The 15,445-nt window shown below is 71.7% G+C and carries 14 protein-coding genes; 9 read left to right on the forward strand and 5 right to left on the reverse strand.

The window, feature by feature from the left end:
• Together E1287_RS10465 and E1287_RS10470 are read right to left on the reverse strand one after the other, a co-directional pair.
• Positions 1 to 1,389 (reverse strand): MFS transporter (locus E1287_RS10465; RefSeq protein ID WP_131964678.1); only part of this gene is annotated, 1,389 nt, incomplete at its 3' end.
• Positions 1,390 to 1,452: 63 nt separating this feature from the next.
• Positions 1,453 to 1,875: a Dabb family protein gene (locus E1287_RS10470; RefSeq protein ID WP_131964679.1), complete on the reverse strand. Its 423-nt coding sequence runs from the start codon at positions 1,873 to 1,875 to the stop codon at positions 1,453 to 1,455.
• Between the two features lie 155 nt (positions 1,876 to 2,030).
• On the opposite strand from E1287_RS10470, the gene E1287_RS10475 reads away from it, so the two are divergent.
• The 4 genes from E1287_RS10475 (at position 2,031) to E1287_RS10490 (ending at position 4,411) form a co-directional block, all read left to right on the forward strand.
• Complete coding sequence (locus tag E1287_RS10475; RefSeq protein ID WP_131964680.1) at positions 2,031 to 2,672, forward strand: TetR/AcrR family transcriptional regulator; 642 nt, start codon at positions 2,031 to 2,033, stop codon at positions 2,670 to 2,672.
• 107 nt (positions 2,673 to 2,779) lie between these two features.
• Positions 2,780 to 3,379, forward strand: coding sequence for a sulfite oxidase-like oxidoreductase (locus tag E1287_RS10480; protein ID WP_131964681.1), 600 nt, complete (start codon positions 2,780 to 2,782; stop codon positions 3,377 to 3,379).
• Positions 3,349 to 4,059, forward strand: a complete 711-nt coding sequence (locus tag E1287_RS10485) for a ferredoxin reductase (protein ID WP_131964682.1) — start codon at positions 3,349 to 3,351, stop codon at positions 4,057 to 4,059. The genes E1287_RS10480 and E1287_RS10485 overlap by 31 nt, the downstream gene beginning before the upstream one ends.
• A 16-nt stretch (positions 4,060 to 4,075) precedes the next feature.
• On the forward strand, positions 4,076 to 4,411 hold the full coding sequence (locus E1287_RS10490; RefSeq protein WP_131964683.1) for a DUF6510 family protein: 336 nt from the start codon (positions 4,076 to 4,078) through the stop codon (positions 4,409 to 4,411).
• 309 nt (positions 4,412 to 4,720) lie between these two features.
• Here the strand turns inward: E1287_RS10490 and E1287_RS10500 are convergent, their stop codons facing one another.
• Positions 4,721 to 5,506 carry a response regulator transcription factor gene (locus E1287_RS10500; protein ID WP_131964684.1) on the reverse strand — a complete coding sequence of 262 codons (786 nt, stop codon included), beginning with the start codon at positions 5,504 to 5,506 and terminating at the stop codon, positions 4,721 to 4,723.
• Positions 5,507 to 5,723: 217 nt separating this feature from the next.
• On the opposite strand from E1287_RS10500, the gene E1287_RS10505 reads away from it, so the two are divergent.
• The 4 genes from E1287_RS10505 (at position 5,724) to E1287_RS10520 (ending at position 9,407) form a co-directional block, all read left to right on the forward strand.
• Positions 5,724 to 6,827, forward strand: a complete 1,104-nt coding sequence (locus E1287_RS10505) for an ATP-binding protein (RefSeq protein WP_131964685.1) — start codon at positions 5,724 to 5,726, stop codon at positions 6,825 to 6,827.
• Entirely contained in the window at positions 6,820 to 7,935 is a 1,116-nt protein-coding gene (locus tag E1287_RS10510; RefSeq protein WP_131964686.1) for a hypothetical protein, read from the forward strand. Before E1287_RS10505 ends, E1287_RS10510 begins: the two co-directional genes overlap by 8 nt.
• Complete coding sequence (locus E1287_RS10515) at positions 7,920 to 8,564, forward strand: response regulator transcription factor (RefSeq protein WP_131964687.1); 645 nt, start codon at positions 7,920 to 7,922, stop codon at positions 8,562 to 8,564. The genes E1287_RS10510 and E1287_RS10515 overlap by 16 nt, the downstream gene beginning before the upstream one ends.
• 264 nt (positions 8,565 to 8,828) lie before the next feature.
• The gene (locus E1287_RS10520; protein ID WP_131964688.1) at positions 8,829 to 9,407 is read left to right on the forward strand and encodes a helix-turn-helix transcriptional regulator; all 579 of its coding nucleotides are present in this window, start codon (positions 8,829 to 8,831) and stop codon (positions 9,405 to 9,407) included.
• Positions 9,408 to 9,427: 20 nt separating this feature from the next.
• Here E1287_RS10520 and E1287_RS10525 read toward each other — a convergent pair whose 3' ends face one another.
• Positions 9,428 to 10,063 (reverse strand): sulfotransferase family protein, encoded by a 636-nt coding sequence (locus tag E1287_RS10525; protein WP_131964689.1) that lies wholly within the window; start codon positions 10,061 to 10,063, stop codon positions 9,428 to 9,430.
• A gap of 88 nt (positions 10,064 to 10,151) precedes the next feature.
• On the opposite strand from E1287_RS10525, the gene E1287_RS10530 reads away from it, so the two are divergent.
• Complete coding sequence (locus E1287_RS10530; RefSeq protein WP_131964690.1) at positions 10,152 to 12,353, forward strand: hypothetical protein; 2,202 nt, start codon at positions 10,152 to 10,154, stop codon at positions 12,351 to 12,353.
• Positions 12,354 to 12,731: 378 nt separating this feature from the next.
• On the opposite strand, the gene E1287_RS10540 is transcribed toward E1287_RS10530, so the two are convergent.
• Positions 12,732 to 15,350: a PQQ-binding-like beta-propeller repeat protein gene (locus tag E1287_RS10540; RefSeq protein WP_165968952.1), complete on the reverse strand. Its 2,619-nt coding sequence runs from the start codon at positions 15,348 to 15,350 to the stop codon at positions 12,732 to 12,734.
• Between the last annotated feature and the right edge of the window lie 95 nt (positions 15,351 to 15,445).

Genomic DNA, 15,445 nt, shown 5'->3' on the forward strand with positions numbered 1-15,445 from the left:
CCGGTGGGTGGGGGCGGTGCGGCGGCCGGACGGGACGAGGAGCGTGGTGGCCACGGCTGCGGTGGAGATCGCGGCGAGCAGGAGGAAGGCGGAGGTGTAGCCGGATTCGCGGGGGAGGCCGGTGGGCTGCGGGGCGGCGGTGACGATGCTGCCCACGATGGCCGTCCCGATCGCGCCGCCGATGGTGCGGACGTTGGCGTTCATGCCGCTGGCGGCGCCGGTCTGGCCGGCGGGGACGCTGGTGACGATCAGGTTGCTCATCGACGACAGGGCCAGGCCGAGGCCCGCGCCGAACAGCGCGGCGGCCGTGGCGATCTGCCATTGCGCGGAGTGGGTGAGGGCGAGCGCGGCGAAGGCCGCCAGGCTGAGCGCCGAGCCGGCGGCCAGCTGGAGTCTGGAGCTGACGACCGGCTCGATGGGACCGCTGACCACCCCGGCCACGAACATGGTGACGAGCATCGGCAGCAGAAGCAGACCCGCCTCGGTGACGGTGGAACCGAATCCGTAGCCCGCGCCGGCCGGGGTCTGGACGAACTGCGGCAGAAAGGCGAACAGCGCGAACTGGCCCGCGCCGAACAGCAGCGCTACCAGGTTGGTCGTCCAGACCGCGGTCAGCCGCATCATGCGCATGTCGATCAGCGGATGCGCCGACCGTAGCTCCGCGATGATCCATGCGGCCAGGATCGCCGCGGCGGCGATGAGCAGGCCGAGGACGGCGGGTGAGGTCCAGCCCCATTCGGGGCCCTTGCTGACGGCCAGCAGCAGGCCGACCAGCCATGCCGACAGCAGGAGCGCAGCCGACCAGCTGAAATGAGCGGCCCGCGACGTCGTCGAGGAGGACGGAAGGAGCAGGTACGCGGCCGGCGCGGCCAGCCCGGCGATGATCATCGGGATCCAGAACAGCCAGGCGTAGCCCAGGGTCTCGACGATCGGGCCGGCGAGCACGATGCCGACACCGCCGCCGGCGGCGATGACGGCGGAGATGCCGCCGACGCCGACGGCGACGCGCTCGGCCGGGAACCGGTCGCGGATGATCCCGTAGGACAGAGGGAAGACCGCGCCGGCCGCGCCCTGCACGGCGCGGGCGGCGAGCAGGACGCCGATGTTGGGCGCGAGCGCGGCCAGCAGGCACCCGGCGGCCAGCGCGACCAGGACGGCGACGAGGGCGCGCCGCTTGCCGAAGGCGTCGCCGACCCGGCCCAGGATCGGTGTGAAGACCGCGGCCGACAGCAGGTTGGCGGTCATCACCCAGGTGACCGTGCTCTGTGACGTGTTCAGCTCTGCCTGGATCGTCGGCAGGACCGGAGTGACCAGGGACTGCAGCATCGCGAAGGCGCCGCTGCCCGCGGCCAGGACCAGGAAGGTCGCGCGGGGGCTCGTCGTTCTCATGGCCGTCCTCGAGTTCGGGCGCGGTCGAGGGGACGGTGCCGGACCGTCCCCCCGACCGGCGGCTCACGTGGTCGTCGAACCTTCGCCGGGGACGCCGCTGCCCTGGTAGGAGCCGAGGTCCTGGACGAGATCGAGCAGTTCGGGGTGATCGGCGAAGCGGTCGCTGTGCACCTTGGCGATCTTGTCGGCGATCTCGGGGTCGGGATCGTCGGTCAGGTCCTGGGAGATCATGTTGGCGACCAGCGGCAGGCCGAACGCGTCGATCTCGCGGTGCAGCGGCGCGTACATGTAGGCGCGGTAGGCGTCGACGTCCTTGAGCGCGTACATGGCGCCGTAGTGGAAGTCGCCGCCGACGTCGCGGCCGACCAGGAAGAACTCGATGACGTCCAGCTCGCGTCCCATCCTGCGCAGCAGCTCGAGCGCGTGCTCGACCTTGTCGGCGGGGGCGTCGGGCTTCATGGCGATCCGGATCTGGTGATAGATCATGGCGGTTCTCCTCAGTGGATACCTTGATGCGACTCCTAGTTGCGTTAAGAACTATAGGCGACTCTCCGGCTAAACGCAACACCTTGACGCTTTTGCGCGGTTCTTAACGCGCCGCCGGGTTGCGTCAAGGGTCGGCGGGGCTCTAACCTGCCTGGATGCCCGGAGATCCGCTCAACGACGTCCAGCATCTGCATGCCGACGCGGCCAAGACCCGGCCGGGCGGCCGGACGGCGCGCGTGCGCGAGGCGGTCATCGACGCGACCATCGCCGAACTCGGCGAGGTCGGCTACGCCGCGCTGCGCATCGACGCGGTGGCCGAACGCGCCGGCGTCAACAAGAGCACCATCTACCGCCGCTGGGGCACCAAGACCGGCCTGGTGTCAACCGCCCTCATCGAGCGCCGCGGCGACCTCGTGCCACCGGCCGATACCGGCAGCCTGCGCGGAGACCTCATCGAACTGCTCAAGGGGATCAGGGTCGGGCTCCACACCCCCTGGATCGCGGCGCTGGTCCGCGAGACCGGGCTGCGCACCACCGACAACGCCGACCTGTACGAACTCCTCGACAAGTTCTGGCCGGCGCGCTTCCGGACGTCCGGAGCGATCTTCGAGCGCGCCATCGAGCGCGGCGAACTGCCCGCCGGCAGCGACCCCGGCTTCCTGCTGGAGATGCTCTCCGGGCCGCTCTACTTCCACCTGCTCATGCTCGGTCGGCCGCTGGACGACGAATTCCTCGAAAGAACGGCCGACTTCATCCTCACCGGCGCCCAAGCCCGTAGCTCGCCCAACAGTCCGTAATGAATCCTTGGGGCCTCATGGGTAGTAGGCCCGCGTCACTCCGCCGTCGGCGGGAACGAAACAGCGGAACACGAACCGGCCGCTCCGCTCGCCGAGAGGATGCTGCGATGGGGATCGTTTCGCCCGGCTTCCACGGCCGGCGGCGGGACTCCGCCGTCGAACTGCCGCCGGGGCAATACCTGACGGACGACTTCCCGGTCCTGTCCGCGGGCCCGACTCCGCGGATCCCCGCGGACGAATGGGAGTTCACCGTCACCACGGAATCCGGACGGGAGCACCGCTGGACGTGGCGTGAATTCCTGGACCTGCCGTCCGAGACGCCGCAGGCGGACATCCACTGCGTCACCAAGTGGTCCAAGCTGGGCACGGAATGGGAGGGCGTGTCGCTGGACGTCCTGCTCGCCGATGTCGAAACCGAAGCCGACTACGTGCTCGCACACTCCTACGGCGGCTACACCACCAACCTGCCTCTTGAGGACGTCCTGGACGGGCAGGCGTGGATCGTCCACCGCTATGACGGCGAGGAGCTGGCACCCGAACACGGCGGCCCGGCGCGGCTGCTGGTGCCGCACCTGTACTTCTGGAAGTCGGCGAAATGGGTACGCGGAATCAAGCTGCTCACTGAGGACGAGCCGGGTTTCTGGGAGAGCGCCGGCTACCACGACTACGGGGATCCATGGCGCGAACAGCGGTACCAGGGCGACTAGCCTGGCGCGTGGCGCGATTGGCCGAAGCGCGGCAGGAGACCGAAACGGCCCGCACAATGCTCTTCGACGTGCCGGATTGGCCCGGGCATCTGGCCGGTCAGCACGTCGACGTTCGGCTCACGGCCGATGACGGCTACACCGCGCAGCGGAGCTATTCGCTTTCCGCTCCCGACCGGGTGGAACTGGCCGTCCAGCGGATAGCGGACGGCGAGGTGTCCCCCTATCTGACCGACGTCATCGGCGTCGGCGATCCGGTGGAACTGCGCGGCCCGGTCGGCGGCTGGTTCGTCTGGCGGCCGGGGACGGGACGCGCCGTCCTGCTCGTCGCGGGCGGTTCCGGAATCGCGCCGCTGATGGCCATGATCCGCGCCCGCCGCCTGTCCGGGGACGGGACGCCGTTCACGCTGCTCTATTCCGTCCGCACGCCGTCCGAGGTGTATTTCGCCGATGAACTGCGGCGTCCCGACCCCGGCCTGGACGTGACCCACATCTACACCCGCGGCGCCCCGGACGGCTGGCCGCGCCCGCCCGGACGGCTGACCGCGGCCGACCTCGACCCGGCGGACGCCGACCGCGACTGCTTCGTCTGCGGCCCGACCGGATTCGTGGAGGCGGCCGCCGACCTGCTGCTCGCCCACGGCCACGACCCGCGGCGGATCAAGACCGAACGCTTCGGCTGAGCGGAGGCTGATCGACATGACCCTGCGCCATCGACATGACCCCGATGGCCATGTGGACGGCAACGCGCTCGCCGGCCCGCTGAGCGAGCTGTTCGCCGTGGACGTCACCGCGGCCGAGGGCCGCTGCGTCAACTGCGGGCTCACCGGCGCGATCGCCACGCTGATGGTCTACGACCGCGCGCCGGGGATGGTCGCCCGGTGTCCTGGATGCGACAACGTCGTCCTGCGGCTGATCCGCACTCCGGACGCGGCCTGGCTCGACCTCACCGGCATGACGTGGCTGCACGTCCGGCTCCCTCTTGCGGGGGAGACGTTTGCCTCTGCGGCGGGAGGTGACGATGCCGGACGGTGAACAGGATGGTCACCATGATCGCTGCCGCGTCCGCCACCGTCCGGCCTGAATCCACTGCCCCCGCTGTCGCTCCGGTGCCTCGGTGGGCGCGGCGGGCGGCGCACCTGGCCGCCTTGGTCGCGTTGCCGTCGAGCCTGTGGCGGATCGGTCTGGCGTTGGACGCCCTTGCTGCTGTGGTGGGCCACGCCGCACGACGACATGACCGACCTCGGGCACACGCTGGTGGGATCGCTGTACCTGCCGCTGGTGGCGTGGGCCCCACTCCTGGCCGCGGTCACTCTGTCCTACCAGCGCCGCCGACCAAGCCCATCACGCTGAGCGATCAGTGGCGGGGGTGACCAGGCCGGTCTCGTAGGCGAACGTCACCACCTGGGCGCGGCTGGAGAGTTCGAGCTTGGCCATGGCGCGGTTCAGGTGCGTCTTCACCGTGGCCTCGCTGAGGTGCATGCGGCGGGCGATGTCGGCGTTCGAGCCCCCCTTGCCCACCCGTTCGATGACCTGCCTCTCGCGAGGGGTGAGCACATCGAGTTCGGGTGGCGGAGGCTGGGCGGCGGTCCGGTCGCCGGTGGAGGAGCCGACGAGGTGGCGGGTGAAGGCCGGTTCGTAGACGTGGTCCCCGGCCGCGATGCAGTGGAGCGCGGACAGCAGCCGTCGCGGGCCGGCGTCCTTGAGAAGGACGCCGGAGGCCCGCCCCCGCAGCATGGCGGCGATGCGCGCGTCGTCCTCGGTGGCGGCCAGGAAGACGACGCGCGGCGCGTACGGCGCCGAAAGGAGGTGGTCCACGGCGGACGGGCCGTCCAGGCCGGGCAGGTGCAGGTCCATGAGGAGCAGGTCGGGCTTGGTTCGCGCCGCCTGCGCCACCGCCGCGTCGCAGTCGGCCGCTTCCGCCGCGACCCGCAGGTCCGGGGCCGACCGGATGGCGGCGACGAGCCATGCTCGGACCGAGGGGTGGGCGTCGGCGACGAGGATCCGTGCCTCGCCGGCCGCGAGCGGGTCGGGCGGCGCGGACGGACGGTGGCGCGCGGTGCAGAGACGCGTTCGTCCGCGTGTGCTGGTCAGGCCGCTCCGGTGCCCCCGAGGAACGGCTGGTGTCATCGGTTTGCCCCTTTCTGTCCCGGCTCGTCCGGACGAGCCCGTATGAACTGAAGTGTGAGGGGCCGGGAGCGTCGTGTCATGACCGACATTCGGGGGTCATGATCAGCAAAAATCAGGCATACTACGTGTTTTCGGAGAGCGACGGACTGGACACGGGGCGATGGCCTTCCCGCGGCTCAGGGTGCACCGGTCTCGGGCGGGCCCGGCGGAGCTGGCCGTGCATCTGCCGGTCGGCCGGTTCGTCGTCGCGCTGCGGTGCGGCGGCGTCGCGGTCGCCGGGCTCGCGGCCGCGCTGAACGACGACCCCGGGGTGTCCCGCGGCTGGCAGGCCGCGGTCTTCGGTGTCCTGGCCGCGTGGGCGGCGTTCTTCTCCCTGGTGGCGCTGCGGCGCGAGCTGACGTTTCCGCTGGTGGCCGGGGACGCCCTGGTCGTGGGAGCCGCGCTGGCCCTGCAGGACCGGCTGATCTCGCGCGAGGCGGTGCTGGACGAGACCACCTGGGGCGTCATGCTGGCCGGGACGGCGCTGTTCGTGGTGCAGACCACGATGCGTCCCGCGGCCGGGGTGCCGCTCGTGGTCCTGATCATCGCCGCCTACGTGGCCGGAGCGCCGGCGGTGACCAGCTTCGTCCGGGCGCTGATCGCCGAGGCGCTGGTGATCGGCGCGGTCATGGCGCTGCTGCGGCGCGGCGGGCGGCGGGCCGACGAGGCCATCCGGGAACGGGACCGGGACCGGCTGCGCGCCATGGTCGAGGCCGCGCGCCGGGCGGACGAGCGGCACCAGCGGGTCCAGCTGCACGACTCGGTCTTGGCCGTCCTCACCATGGTCGGCTCGGGCGCCGTGCGGACCGACACTCCCGGGCTGCGGCGGGCCGCCGCGCGGGCGCTGGACGTGCTGACGGACTCCGCCGGACCTCCTCCCGCCTCCGGACGGGACGTCGACCTGATGGCCGCGCTGGCGGAGCTGGCCGCGACGATGGCGCCGGACCTGGAGGTCGACCTCGACCTGGACGGCGAGCCCCCCGTCGAGCTTCCCGAGCCGGTCGGCCTCGCCATCGTGGGGGCTGCGAGGGAGGCGCTGCGCAACGTCCGGCGGCATGCGAACGTCACCCGCGCGGCGGTGCGCGTGCACCACCGCGACGGGACGGTCTCGGTGGAGATCACCGATCGGGGCGCCGGGTTCGACATGGCGCGGGTGCCCGGAACCCGGCTGGGGATCCGCCGGTCGATCGTGGAACGCATGGGACTCGTCGGCGGCGCCGCCGAAGTCACCTCGCGGCCGTCGGCGGGGACGAAGGTCGCATTGCGGTGGCCCGATGGTTGAGTCGCCGGCCGCGTTCGGGGCGGCCCCCTTCGCGGCCCAGTTCAACCGCGCCTACCACGTGGCCGTGGTCGTCACGGTCGCGGGCTGGCAGGTCATCGCGGCGGGCACCGCGCTGGTCGCCCACTTCGACCGATTCCGCTCGCCGGGCGCGGCGGTCGCCGTGTGGGCGCTGCAGCTGCTGCTCATCGCGGCGGGCGGCGTCCTCCTGTTGCGCGGCAGGCGGGACGCCCGGACGGCTTGGCCGCTGGTCGCCGCGGACCTGGCGACCGGGGCGGCGATGGCGGCGAACTGCCCGGCCGGGCTGCAGCTGAACATCAACTGGGCGTGGACCACGGTCGGGCTGATCGCCGTGCTGCTGCTCCTCCGGCGTCCGATCCTCGAGCTGGCGGCGGTGCTCGCGCTCAGCGCGCTCATCGTCCTCACCGCCCTGGTGCTCACCGGCGACGGGGACCGGCACAACGCCGCGGGGTTCGTGGCGCTGCTGTTCGGGACGGCCAGCGCCCCGTTCGCCATCATGGGCGGGGCGTGGCTCTGCCGGCGGAGCGGCGGCATGATGGCCGAGGCGGCGGCCGAGCAGTGGGAGATCGCGACCCGCGAGACGGTCATCGCGGAGACCGCGGCGCTGCGCGCCGAGCGGTACCGGGAGGTGCGGGAGCACGTCGAGACGATCCTGCGGGGGCTGGCCGACGGCACCGCCGATCCGGCCGATCCGGCGCTGTGGCACCGCTGCGCCATCGCCGAGGCCACGCTGCGGCGGCTGCTGAGCGAGCGCGAGGACGTCCCGTACCCGCTGATGAGCGCCCTGCAGCCCGGCATCGACGCGGCGGTGCGCCGGGGCGTCGTCGTCGACCTCGCGCCGGTGGGCGGGCTGCCGCGGCTGACCGAGGAGGCCGGGGCCGCGCTGGCGGAGATCCCGCTCGCGGCGCTGGCCTCGGCGCGCCGGTACGCCCGTGTCACCGTGGTGTCCGTCGGACGGGGAAGCGTCAGCGTGTCCGTGCTCGCTGACGGCGACCCGGCCCTCCCCGCGAACAAAGCGGACGGCGTCGTCGTCAGCACCGATCGGGACGGGGACATGCTCTGGTTGGAGGTGCGATGGGACGGACCGTGACGATCGCCGTCATCGACGACCAGGACGTCGTGCTGTCGGGCGTCCGCGGATGGATCGCGGAGGACCCGCGCGGGATCGAGATCGTGCACACCGCGTCCGGTCCCGACGGGCTGGAGGACGGCCCGGGGACGGACGCCGACGTGCTGGTCGTCGACCTGCGCATAGCGGGCGAGCTCATCTTCGACCGCATCGCCGAGCTGTCGGCGGCGGGGCACCGCATCGTGGTGTTCTCCCAGCACGCGGAGCCCGACCTCGTGCGCCGCGCCGAGCAGGCCGGTGCGCGCGCCTTCATCACCAAGGAGTCGAACGAGGGGCGGCGGCATCTCATCGAGGCCGTCCTCGCCGTGCACGCGGGCGAGACCTACACCACGCCCTCGCAGGCCGGCGTGATGCTCGCCGAGGCCGAAGAGCAGCGTCCGAAGTTCTCCGAACAGGAACTGCGCACGATGCGCCTGTGGCTCGGCGGGCTGACCCGCGCGGCGGTCGCCCGGCAGATGGGGATCAGCGAGTACACCGTCAAGCAGTATCTGGAGCGCGCGAGGGAGAAGTACTCCCGGGCCGGCCGGGAGGCTCCGACCAGGGTGGACCTCTACCGGGAGGCCCGGCGGGACGGCATCGTGCTTGAATGATCGGGTTGCCGCGGCCGTTTCGATCACCTCTCCCACTGCCGCAGAAGTTTCACGCGATCTCAACTCGCTGCGGTATGTGCCTGAACTCCTCGGCCCCTACAGTCCTCAGTGTGGAACGTCCACACCACGGGGGAAACATGAAGCCGGTCCGCACGGCGCGGGCTCCCGCGATAGCCGGGTAAAGACGGACCGGTAAGTGTGGCCGGTGGTGTCAACGGGGTGACGCCACCGGCACGGGTGCACGGGGGAACGGTGTATTTATTGATGCGTGAGCAAGAACAGCTGAAGAATTTCGTAAAGCAATCCCGCCACGAGATCCTGTGCATGGCCCCTGCCTGGCCGGGCGTATTGCGCAGCCTTTATCAAAGCCTCGGCGGTTGCCCGCGTCCTCGGGTCCGTGTCATCGTTCCGGGCTCGAGCCGGAGCTGGATACTCCGTCCGGTCATGGACAGGGTGGAAAGAGGCGAGGTCCGCTCGGACGACGGGCCTTTCTCGTTCCTCCTGCTGACGGACCGCACGAACGCGCTGGTCTGGAACGAGGACAAGGGCGCCCTGGACGTCCGCGCCACCAACCGCGCCGAGTTCGACGGCATGCTCGAGACCTTCGAGGAGCGATGGGACCGGGCGCGGCCCGCCGATCCGGAGGAGCTGTATCTGATCAACGATCTCCAGTCCGACATCTTCCGCAAGCTGGCCATGGGCATGACGACCGAGGCCACGGCGCGGGCCCTGAACATTTCCCCCCGCACCGTTCAGCGCCACGTCAGCAACGTCATGCAGGAGTTGGGCGCGCGCAGCCGCCTGGAACTCGGCATGCGCCTGGCAGCCGCCGATCTAGTCTGACGAAACTTCGCTCCGGACCTTTAGAATTCGCTCCCCATCCGGCCGTCGAGCATTTCGGTGAAACGTGCCCGGTCGTTCTGGTGCGGGAATGGCTCGTCGGGGACGGGGACGTCCAGGAACCGGCACAGCGGCTCCCAACCCTCCGCGACATCGAAGACCAGCAGGCGGCCGGCGGGGATCTCCCGCCGGACGGCCGCGTTATGGCGGGTGAAGACGGCCTTGGCGTAGTCGGCGTCCTCGAACCGGCCGCCGAACAGGCCGTTCCAGACGACCGCCTTCGCCATACGCCGCAGCTGCGCCAGGACGGGGTCGGAGCCGTCGTCCTCCGCCATGGCGACGCGGTAGATGCTGTCCCGGGCGCTCTCGTACCAGCGGTCCGGGTCGCGCTCGGTGAGGATCATCTTCGCGTCCGGATAATGCCGGGTGAGCTCGCGCCAGAACCGCGCGCCCGGCCAGTCCACCGTGCTCCGGTAGCCGCGGTAGATCTCGTCCCACACGGGCCGGCCGTTGGCGGCGTCCTCCCAGCCGTCCAGCTCCGACGGCCGTTCGAGCATGCCGAGCATGTGGTGGCAGGGGCCGAAGTCCAGCCGTTCCAGCGCGGTCTTGAGGGAAAGCGTTCCGGTGCGCCCGAATCCGGCGCCAATGATCTGGATCATGGTTTCCTTTCGGTGTTCGAGGACCGCCATGACAATGCTGCACCCCCATGTAAAATGCACACCGGCTGCCTGGTGAAGGGTCGGCGGGATGGGCGGGAAACGCGAGGTCGACTCGGCGGCGGAGAAATACGTCCTCGGCGGTCTCTGGCGATTCGCCGCCGTCCGACTGCTCCTGGGCATCCTCCTGCTGATGGTCGGCGACTTCGCCTTCAGCGCCACGGTGGACGAGATGAAGGCCACCTGGCGGGCCGAGAGAGGTGACGGCGCCCGGGGTGTGTTCACCGCGGAATCGTTGTCGTGCTCGCGAGAAGTATGTTTCTGGTACGGCATGTTCCGGCCCGGCGGCGACCCGCATGAGAAAGCCGTCACGGTCGAACTGCGGGGCGTGGACGAGGACTCCCTGTCCACTGGGGATTCGGTTCCCGCCCTGGACGTCGGTTCACCGGACTTCGTCCACATGGCCGGCGGATCACCGGACTGGGGCGGGCCGGTCGTCGCGGGTTTCGTCGTCGTCTTCACCGGGGGCATGGGGACGGGTGCGATCGGCTGGGTGCTCTGGCGGGTGCATCGTACGCGGCCTTCTCGCGCATCGCGCAGGCGGGAACTGAAAGGGTACGGCAGTTCGGCGGTGCGGGATTTCCTCAACCGGGACAGGTGGGGCTGGTCGGCCTGGCCTGGCCGGTCCACGGTCCGGGGAAAGATGGCGAGGTCCTGGGGGAGGACCGCGGCCGCGGTGTTCATCTTGATCCCGCTGGGTGCGGTGACGGCCTCTCAATGCGCCGTCTGGTTCGCGGGCCGGGACGAGGCCTCGTCGGTCGAGTCGGTCGTCGGTTCGTGGCCGCTGGTCCTCATGGCCGTCATGGCCACCGTCGCGATCCAGGTGCTCCGGCTGGTTCTGGTGCGACCGCGAATGTGGGTGGCCGATGACGAGATCGTCATCTGGGACGGGCTGCTGCTGTGGAAAGCGCTTCGGATTCCGCGTACCGGCATCGCGGCGGTGCGACAGGGCAGTGGGCCAGGTCGACGTCAAAACGAGGAGGCGGCTTATCTGACGCCGTTCGGGGACGAGGTGAACCTCGTCCTGCGGATGCGGGACGCCGTTCCTCTCCCCGCGCGGCGCCTGCGGTGGGGGAATTGGTTCTGGGTCATGCTGTCGTCGAGCGGCGACGAGTCGCGGCCGACGATTCCGCAGCGAGGACGTCCGGTCCGCGAGCTGTGGCTCCGGGTCAAGGCGCCGCGCAGGGTGGCCATCGACCTCGACCGCTGGCTGGCGGACGAGGAGACGTCCCCGCCGCCGCGGTTCGCACCGGACGATCACGCCTATCACGGCCGGGTTCGCACGCACCACGGTGTCGGCAGCACGCGCCTCAAGATCAAAGGACGGCTCGCCCAGCCGGTGCTCGCCGAGTTCGTCAACGACGGCTCCGGCACGCTGACTGCCTCCCTGCGGCGTGCCGAGTTCGGCCGTGGCATCCCGGTGGTGTCGTGCGGTCCCGGTGCTCCGCCCGCCGCCATCGTCTTGGACGACCGCTGGGTCACGGACGAGGCCCTCACCAACCGGTTCCTGCACGTCGAAGCCGAAGGGCCCTGGACCGTCACGATCGGCGGTCCGGAGCGGGCACGCCCGTTCACCCGCTCGGCCACGGGTCACGGGCCCGAAGTGCTCACATACGAGGGGCCACCTGGCATCGCCGTGCTGACGTCTCCGGACGGGGAGTCTCACGAGGTCCATCTGCGCGGACCCGACCTGGCCGGGCTCTACGGCCGCAAGCCGGTGGCGTCCGCGGGTGGGCTCGGGCGAGGGCCGGCGGGCGGGTCCTCGGTGCCGAGCTTGAGCACGTTCGCCGTGCCGTCAGGGTCGGTGCTCCAGATCAGGGCCGACAGAACCGAGTGGCGGATCGACGTGACGCCACTGGATCAAGCCGATGTGGATTCCCTGCGGCGTTCCGGGCCCGAGGACGAGATGACCGTGCCGCCCACCGGCCATGTCAGGCCGTTCGAGGGATCCATCGCGGGCGATCGCGCCGCGGTCGTCCGCTACCTGGGGCCGCCGGGGCGCGTCCTGTTCCGAGGCGAGGGCGGCTTCGGCCTTGTGCGCCTCGACGCCACGCTCGTCCCCTTGCGGACGCTCGCGCCCCCGGCCGGAGAGCAGGCGGTGGAGCTCCGGTCCCACTCGCTCGTCCAGGTCACCGGAGGCCCCGGCACCTGGTCCATGCAAGAAGCCCACACCGCGACCGTGTCTCGTCCTTCTAAGGGAGACGAGTTGCAACACGCACCAAGCAGGACCTGATCATCGCCGCCGCCGAGTCGCGGGTGGGGCCGCCGACCGTCCCCGACCTGGGCGATTTCCGGGCCGAGTTGCGGATGGTGCTCGAATCCCGCGCCCGCGCCTACCGGCGCCGGGGGTCGACCGGCTGCTGGCGGGTGTGATCGGGTCGGCGGCGGAGGCGGGGGCCGCGCGCGGCTCGACTCCGGTGCGGTCCTGATCCTCGCCCACGAATCGCGGTCGCGGAGGTGGAGGCCGCGGCCCGGGAGGCGGGCGGCGGCGCCACCGGCAAGATCCTCAAGCGCGAGATCGCCGCGCCCGCGCGGGACGCGGAGGAGGCGAAGGCGTGACGGTGTGAGCGGCCCCGAGGCCGGGACCGCCTGACCGGCCGTGCCGCGTCCCTCAGCCTCGGACGCGGTGGACGGTGAAGTTCGGCACCCCCGCGCCCGCGATGCCGTGCGTCAGCGCGGACGGGGTCAGCACGGCGAACCCGCCGCCGACGTCCATCGGCCTGCCAGGGAGATCGTCGACGATCTGGCGTCCCTCCCCGTCGAGCAGCAGGAACCGCTCGGGCCGTCCTTCCGCGGCCGGGCGGATCGCGGTGAACAGGTTCCCGGCCGCCCCGTAGCGAGTGAGCGCCCCGGTCTCCAGCAGATCGCGGATGGTCGTCGCGCCGCCCTGAGTCTGGACGATCACGGCCCGCCCGCTCGGATCGCTCCCCGAACCGCCACGCGACCCCGCCCGGCAGACGATCAGCACATCCCCGTCTCCGTCGCCGTCGCATTGGACGAGCGGCGCGTACGTCCCGGCCAGTGCGCGGCCCGTCGCCCGGTCGAGGACGACGCCGCCCTCCGCCGTCCCGACGACGATCGTCCTGCCGCCCCCGTCGTGCAGCAGTTCCGGGTCCCGGTACCGCGTGCCGAGCCGCCATCGCTCCTTGCCGTCCGACGTCCCGTACGCGATGAGGTCGCGGGGTTCCCGCCTCCCGTTCTCGCCATCGGCGAACCGGGCGGCGAGGACGAGCCCGCCGCCGGCGCCGACCGGGCTGACTCCGCGCTTGCGCCACAGCTCGTGGCGCGTCCCGGTCGCGAACACGACCGTCTCGTCGCGCCCGTCTTCGGGGCCGTCGTAGCTCGTCACCTCGACCGCGAAGGCCGAGCGGTCGGCCGCCTTCAGCGTCAGGAACGCGTTCCCGGACGTGACCCGCTTCGTCCAGCGGGTTCGGCCGTCCTTCAGGGAGAGCGCGGCGACGCCCTCCGCGTCCCCGTCCTCGTACCGGACGAGCACCAGCCCTTCCCCGTCCACGATGTGCGGGACGGAGACGAACCCCGCCTTGGCCCCGCCGCCGAGCGACGCGCCCTCCCGGACGGACCACCGCACCTTCCCGGTCGCGGCGTCGGCCACGACGAGCCTGTCGAGATCATCGTCCGCGCGGTCCCGGCCCGTGTAGACGACCGCGTCCCCGGCGAGGTCGATGCTGATCAACGACTCCAGCCCGGTGTCCTTGGCGGGCGGGGGCACGGGGGCCTCGCCGGCCCCGGCCGTCCAGAGCGGCGCCGCGTCGATCCGCGGCGGCCGTGCCGTCGCGGGGCCGGGCCGGGACGGTTCGGACGGCGGCTTCGCGCCCACGGCCGCCGCGTGCACGGCGAGACCGTCCGGCCTGGACGAGATCGACCCCGCCCGCGTCACCCGGAACGCCGCGACGTGCTCCGAGAGCGCGGTCGCCTCGCCGGGCGGCGGCGTCCCGAGCCGGTTCGCCGCCCGGTCCACGATGGCGTACCGGGCGGGCCGCCCCTCGACGGCGGATCCCATGACGAGGATCCGGTCCTGCCGGACGATCCCGACCCGCGCCATCGTCTCTTCGCCGAACGGCCGTTTCGCCGAGACGACCGGCTCCCCGTGACGGCCGGGCCGGATCGTGACGAGCCGTCCGTCGGAGCCCGAGCAGGCGATCAGCGTCCGTCCGTCGTCGGCGCAGCCGTAAAAGGTGAGGGGCTCGGACGTCCCGTCGCCGTCCGCCTTCGGCGAGTGCTTCGTCGGACGGCCGGTGGCGATGTCGATGAGCATCGTCCGGTCACGGCTGTATGTGCGTCCGGGAGGCGTCTCGTTCACCTTGATGACGGCCGTCCCGTTCGCGGCGGCCATCAGATGGGAACTCTCAACCGTGTCGCCCAGGTCCCATCGCTTCTTGCCGCTGGTCACGTCCAGGGCGAAGACGTCGGTGTCCTTGCGCCGTTCTCCCCAGATGTGCGTCGGAGGGGCCTCGGCGCCGTGCGTCTCCCCGAGCACCACGTCACCGGCGATCCGGAAGGCCCAGCCGTCCGCGTTGCGCCACAGCTCGCGGCCGGTCGCCGGGTCGAGCGCGACGGTCTCCGGGTCGAGGCCCTGCCGCGACTCCAGACTCGTCAGGATGACCCGCGTGTCCGCGCCGAGCAGCCGCATGCGCTGCTCGCGGTCGTCGCCGCTCTTGTCCCCGCCGCGCGGCCGGATGAGCGGACGCTTCCACCGGACGGCGCCGTCCTTGCCGGAAAGCGCGGCGACCCCCAGCTCGCTCTCGCGCCGCTCACCGCCTACGCCGTACTGGACGAGAACGGTCCAATCGTCCCCGTCCCCGTAGATGAGGGGCTTGCCGTCGGCGCCCCGCAGATGCTCCGCCTGGTACCCGGAATCGTGATGGGCGACCGCGCCGCCACCGCCCCGGAGCGGATGGCCGCTGTCGAGGACCCAGCGGGGCGTCCCCGTCCTGGCGTCGACGGCGGCGAGCCGGGCGCCGTCGAGGCCGACGTCTCCGGCGACGACTGCGGTGTCACCGCGCAGCTCGATCCCGGCGACCCTCGACATGCCGAGCTTGCGCTCGTCCCACAACGGCTTCCCGCCGAACGAGACCGGGGCCGGCCGCTTCTCCCCGTGCGGCAGGTCGGCGACGTCCTGGCCGCCGCACGCCCGCACCCCGCCGAGAACCAGAAGCAGCAGGACGGCCAGCAGGCCGCCGCCCCACCACAGCGCGCGTGTTCGAGTCATCGTCGGCCGCATGGCCCGCCTCTCGTCCGTCCTGCCCGGCGGACGACGGTTCGTCCTGCCACCGAGTGCGGGGGATGCGTGCAGACGCCGAGGCC

Source organism: Actinomadura sp. KC06 (genome assembly GCF_004348735.1).
Classification (GTDB): Bacteria; Actinomycetota; Actinomycetes; order Streptosporangiales; family Streptosporangiaceae; genus Spirillospora.

What these genes read in the sequence shown, in the direction of transcription:
- E1287_RS10530 (WP_131964690.1), top strand. Translation starts at nt 10,152, where the DNA reads ATGGGCGGGAAACGCGAGGTCGACTCGGCGGCGGAGAAATACGTCCTC.
- E1287_RS10485 (WP_131964682.1), top strand. Translation starts at nt 3,349, where the DNA reads ATGGCGCGAACAGCGGTACCAGGGCGACTAGCCTGGCGCGTGGCGCGA.
- E1287_RS10475 (WP_131964680.1), top strand. Translation starts at nt 2,031, where the DNA reads ATGCCCGGAGATCCGCTCAACGACGTCCAGCATCTGCATGCCGACGCG.
- E1287_RS10520 (WP_131964688.1), top strand. Translation starts at nt 8,829, where the DNA reads ATGCGTGAGCAAGAACAGCTGAAGAATTTCGTAAAGCAATCCCGCCAC.
- E1287_RS10480 (WP_131964681.1), top strand. Translation starts at nt 2,780, where the DNA reads ATGGGGATCGTTTCGCCCGGCTTCCACGGCCGGCGGCGGGACTCCGCC.
- E1287_RS10470 (WP_131964679.1), bottom strand. Translation starts at nt 1,875, where the DNA reads ATGATCTATCACCAGATCCGGATCGCCATGAAGCCCGACGCCCCCGCC.
- E1287_RS10510 (WP_131964686.1), top strand. Translation starts at nt 6,820, where the DNA reads ATGGTTGAGTCGCCGGCCGCGTTCGGGGCGGCCCCCTTCGCGGCCCAG.
- E1287_RS10525 (WP_131964689.1), bottom strand. Translation starts at nt 10,063, where the DNA reads ATGATCCAGATCATTGGCGCCGGATTCGGGCGCACCGGAACGCTTTCC.
- E1287_RS10490 (WP_131964683.1), top strand. Translation starts at nt 4,076, where the DNA reads ATGACCCTGCGCCATCGACATGACCCCGATGGCCATGTGGACGGCAAC.
- E1287_RS10515 (WP_131964687.1), top strand. Translation starts at nt 7,920, where the DNA reads ATGGGACGGACCGTGACGATCGCCGTCATCGACGACCAGGACGTCGTG.
- E1287_RS10500 (WP_131964684.1), bottom strand. Translation starts at nt 5,506, where the DNA reads ATGACACCAGCCGTTCCTCGGGGGCACCGGAGCGGCCTGACCAGCACA.
- E1287_RS10540 (WP_165968952.1), bottom strand. Translation starts at nt 15,350, where the DNA reads ATGACTCGAACACGCGCGCTGTGGTGGGGCGGCGGCCTGCTGGCCGTC.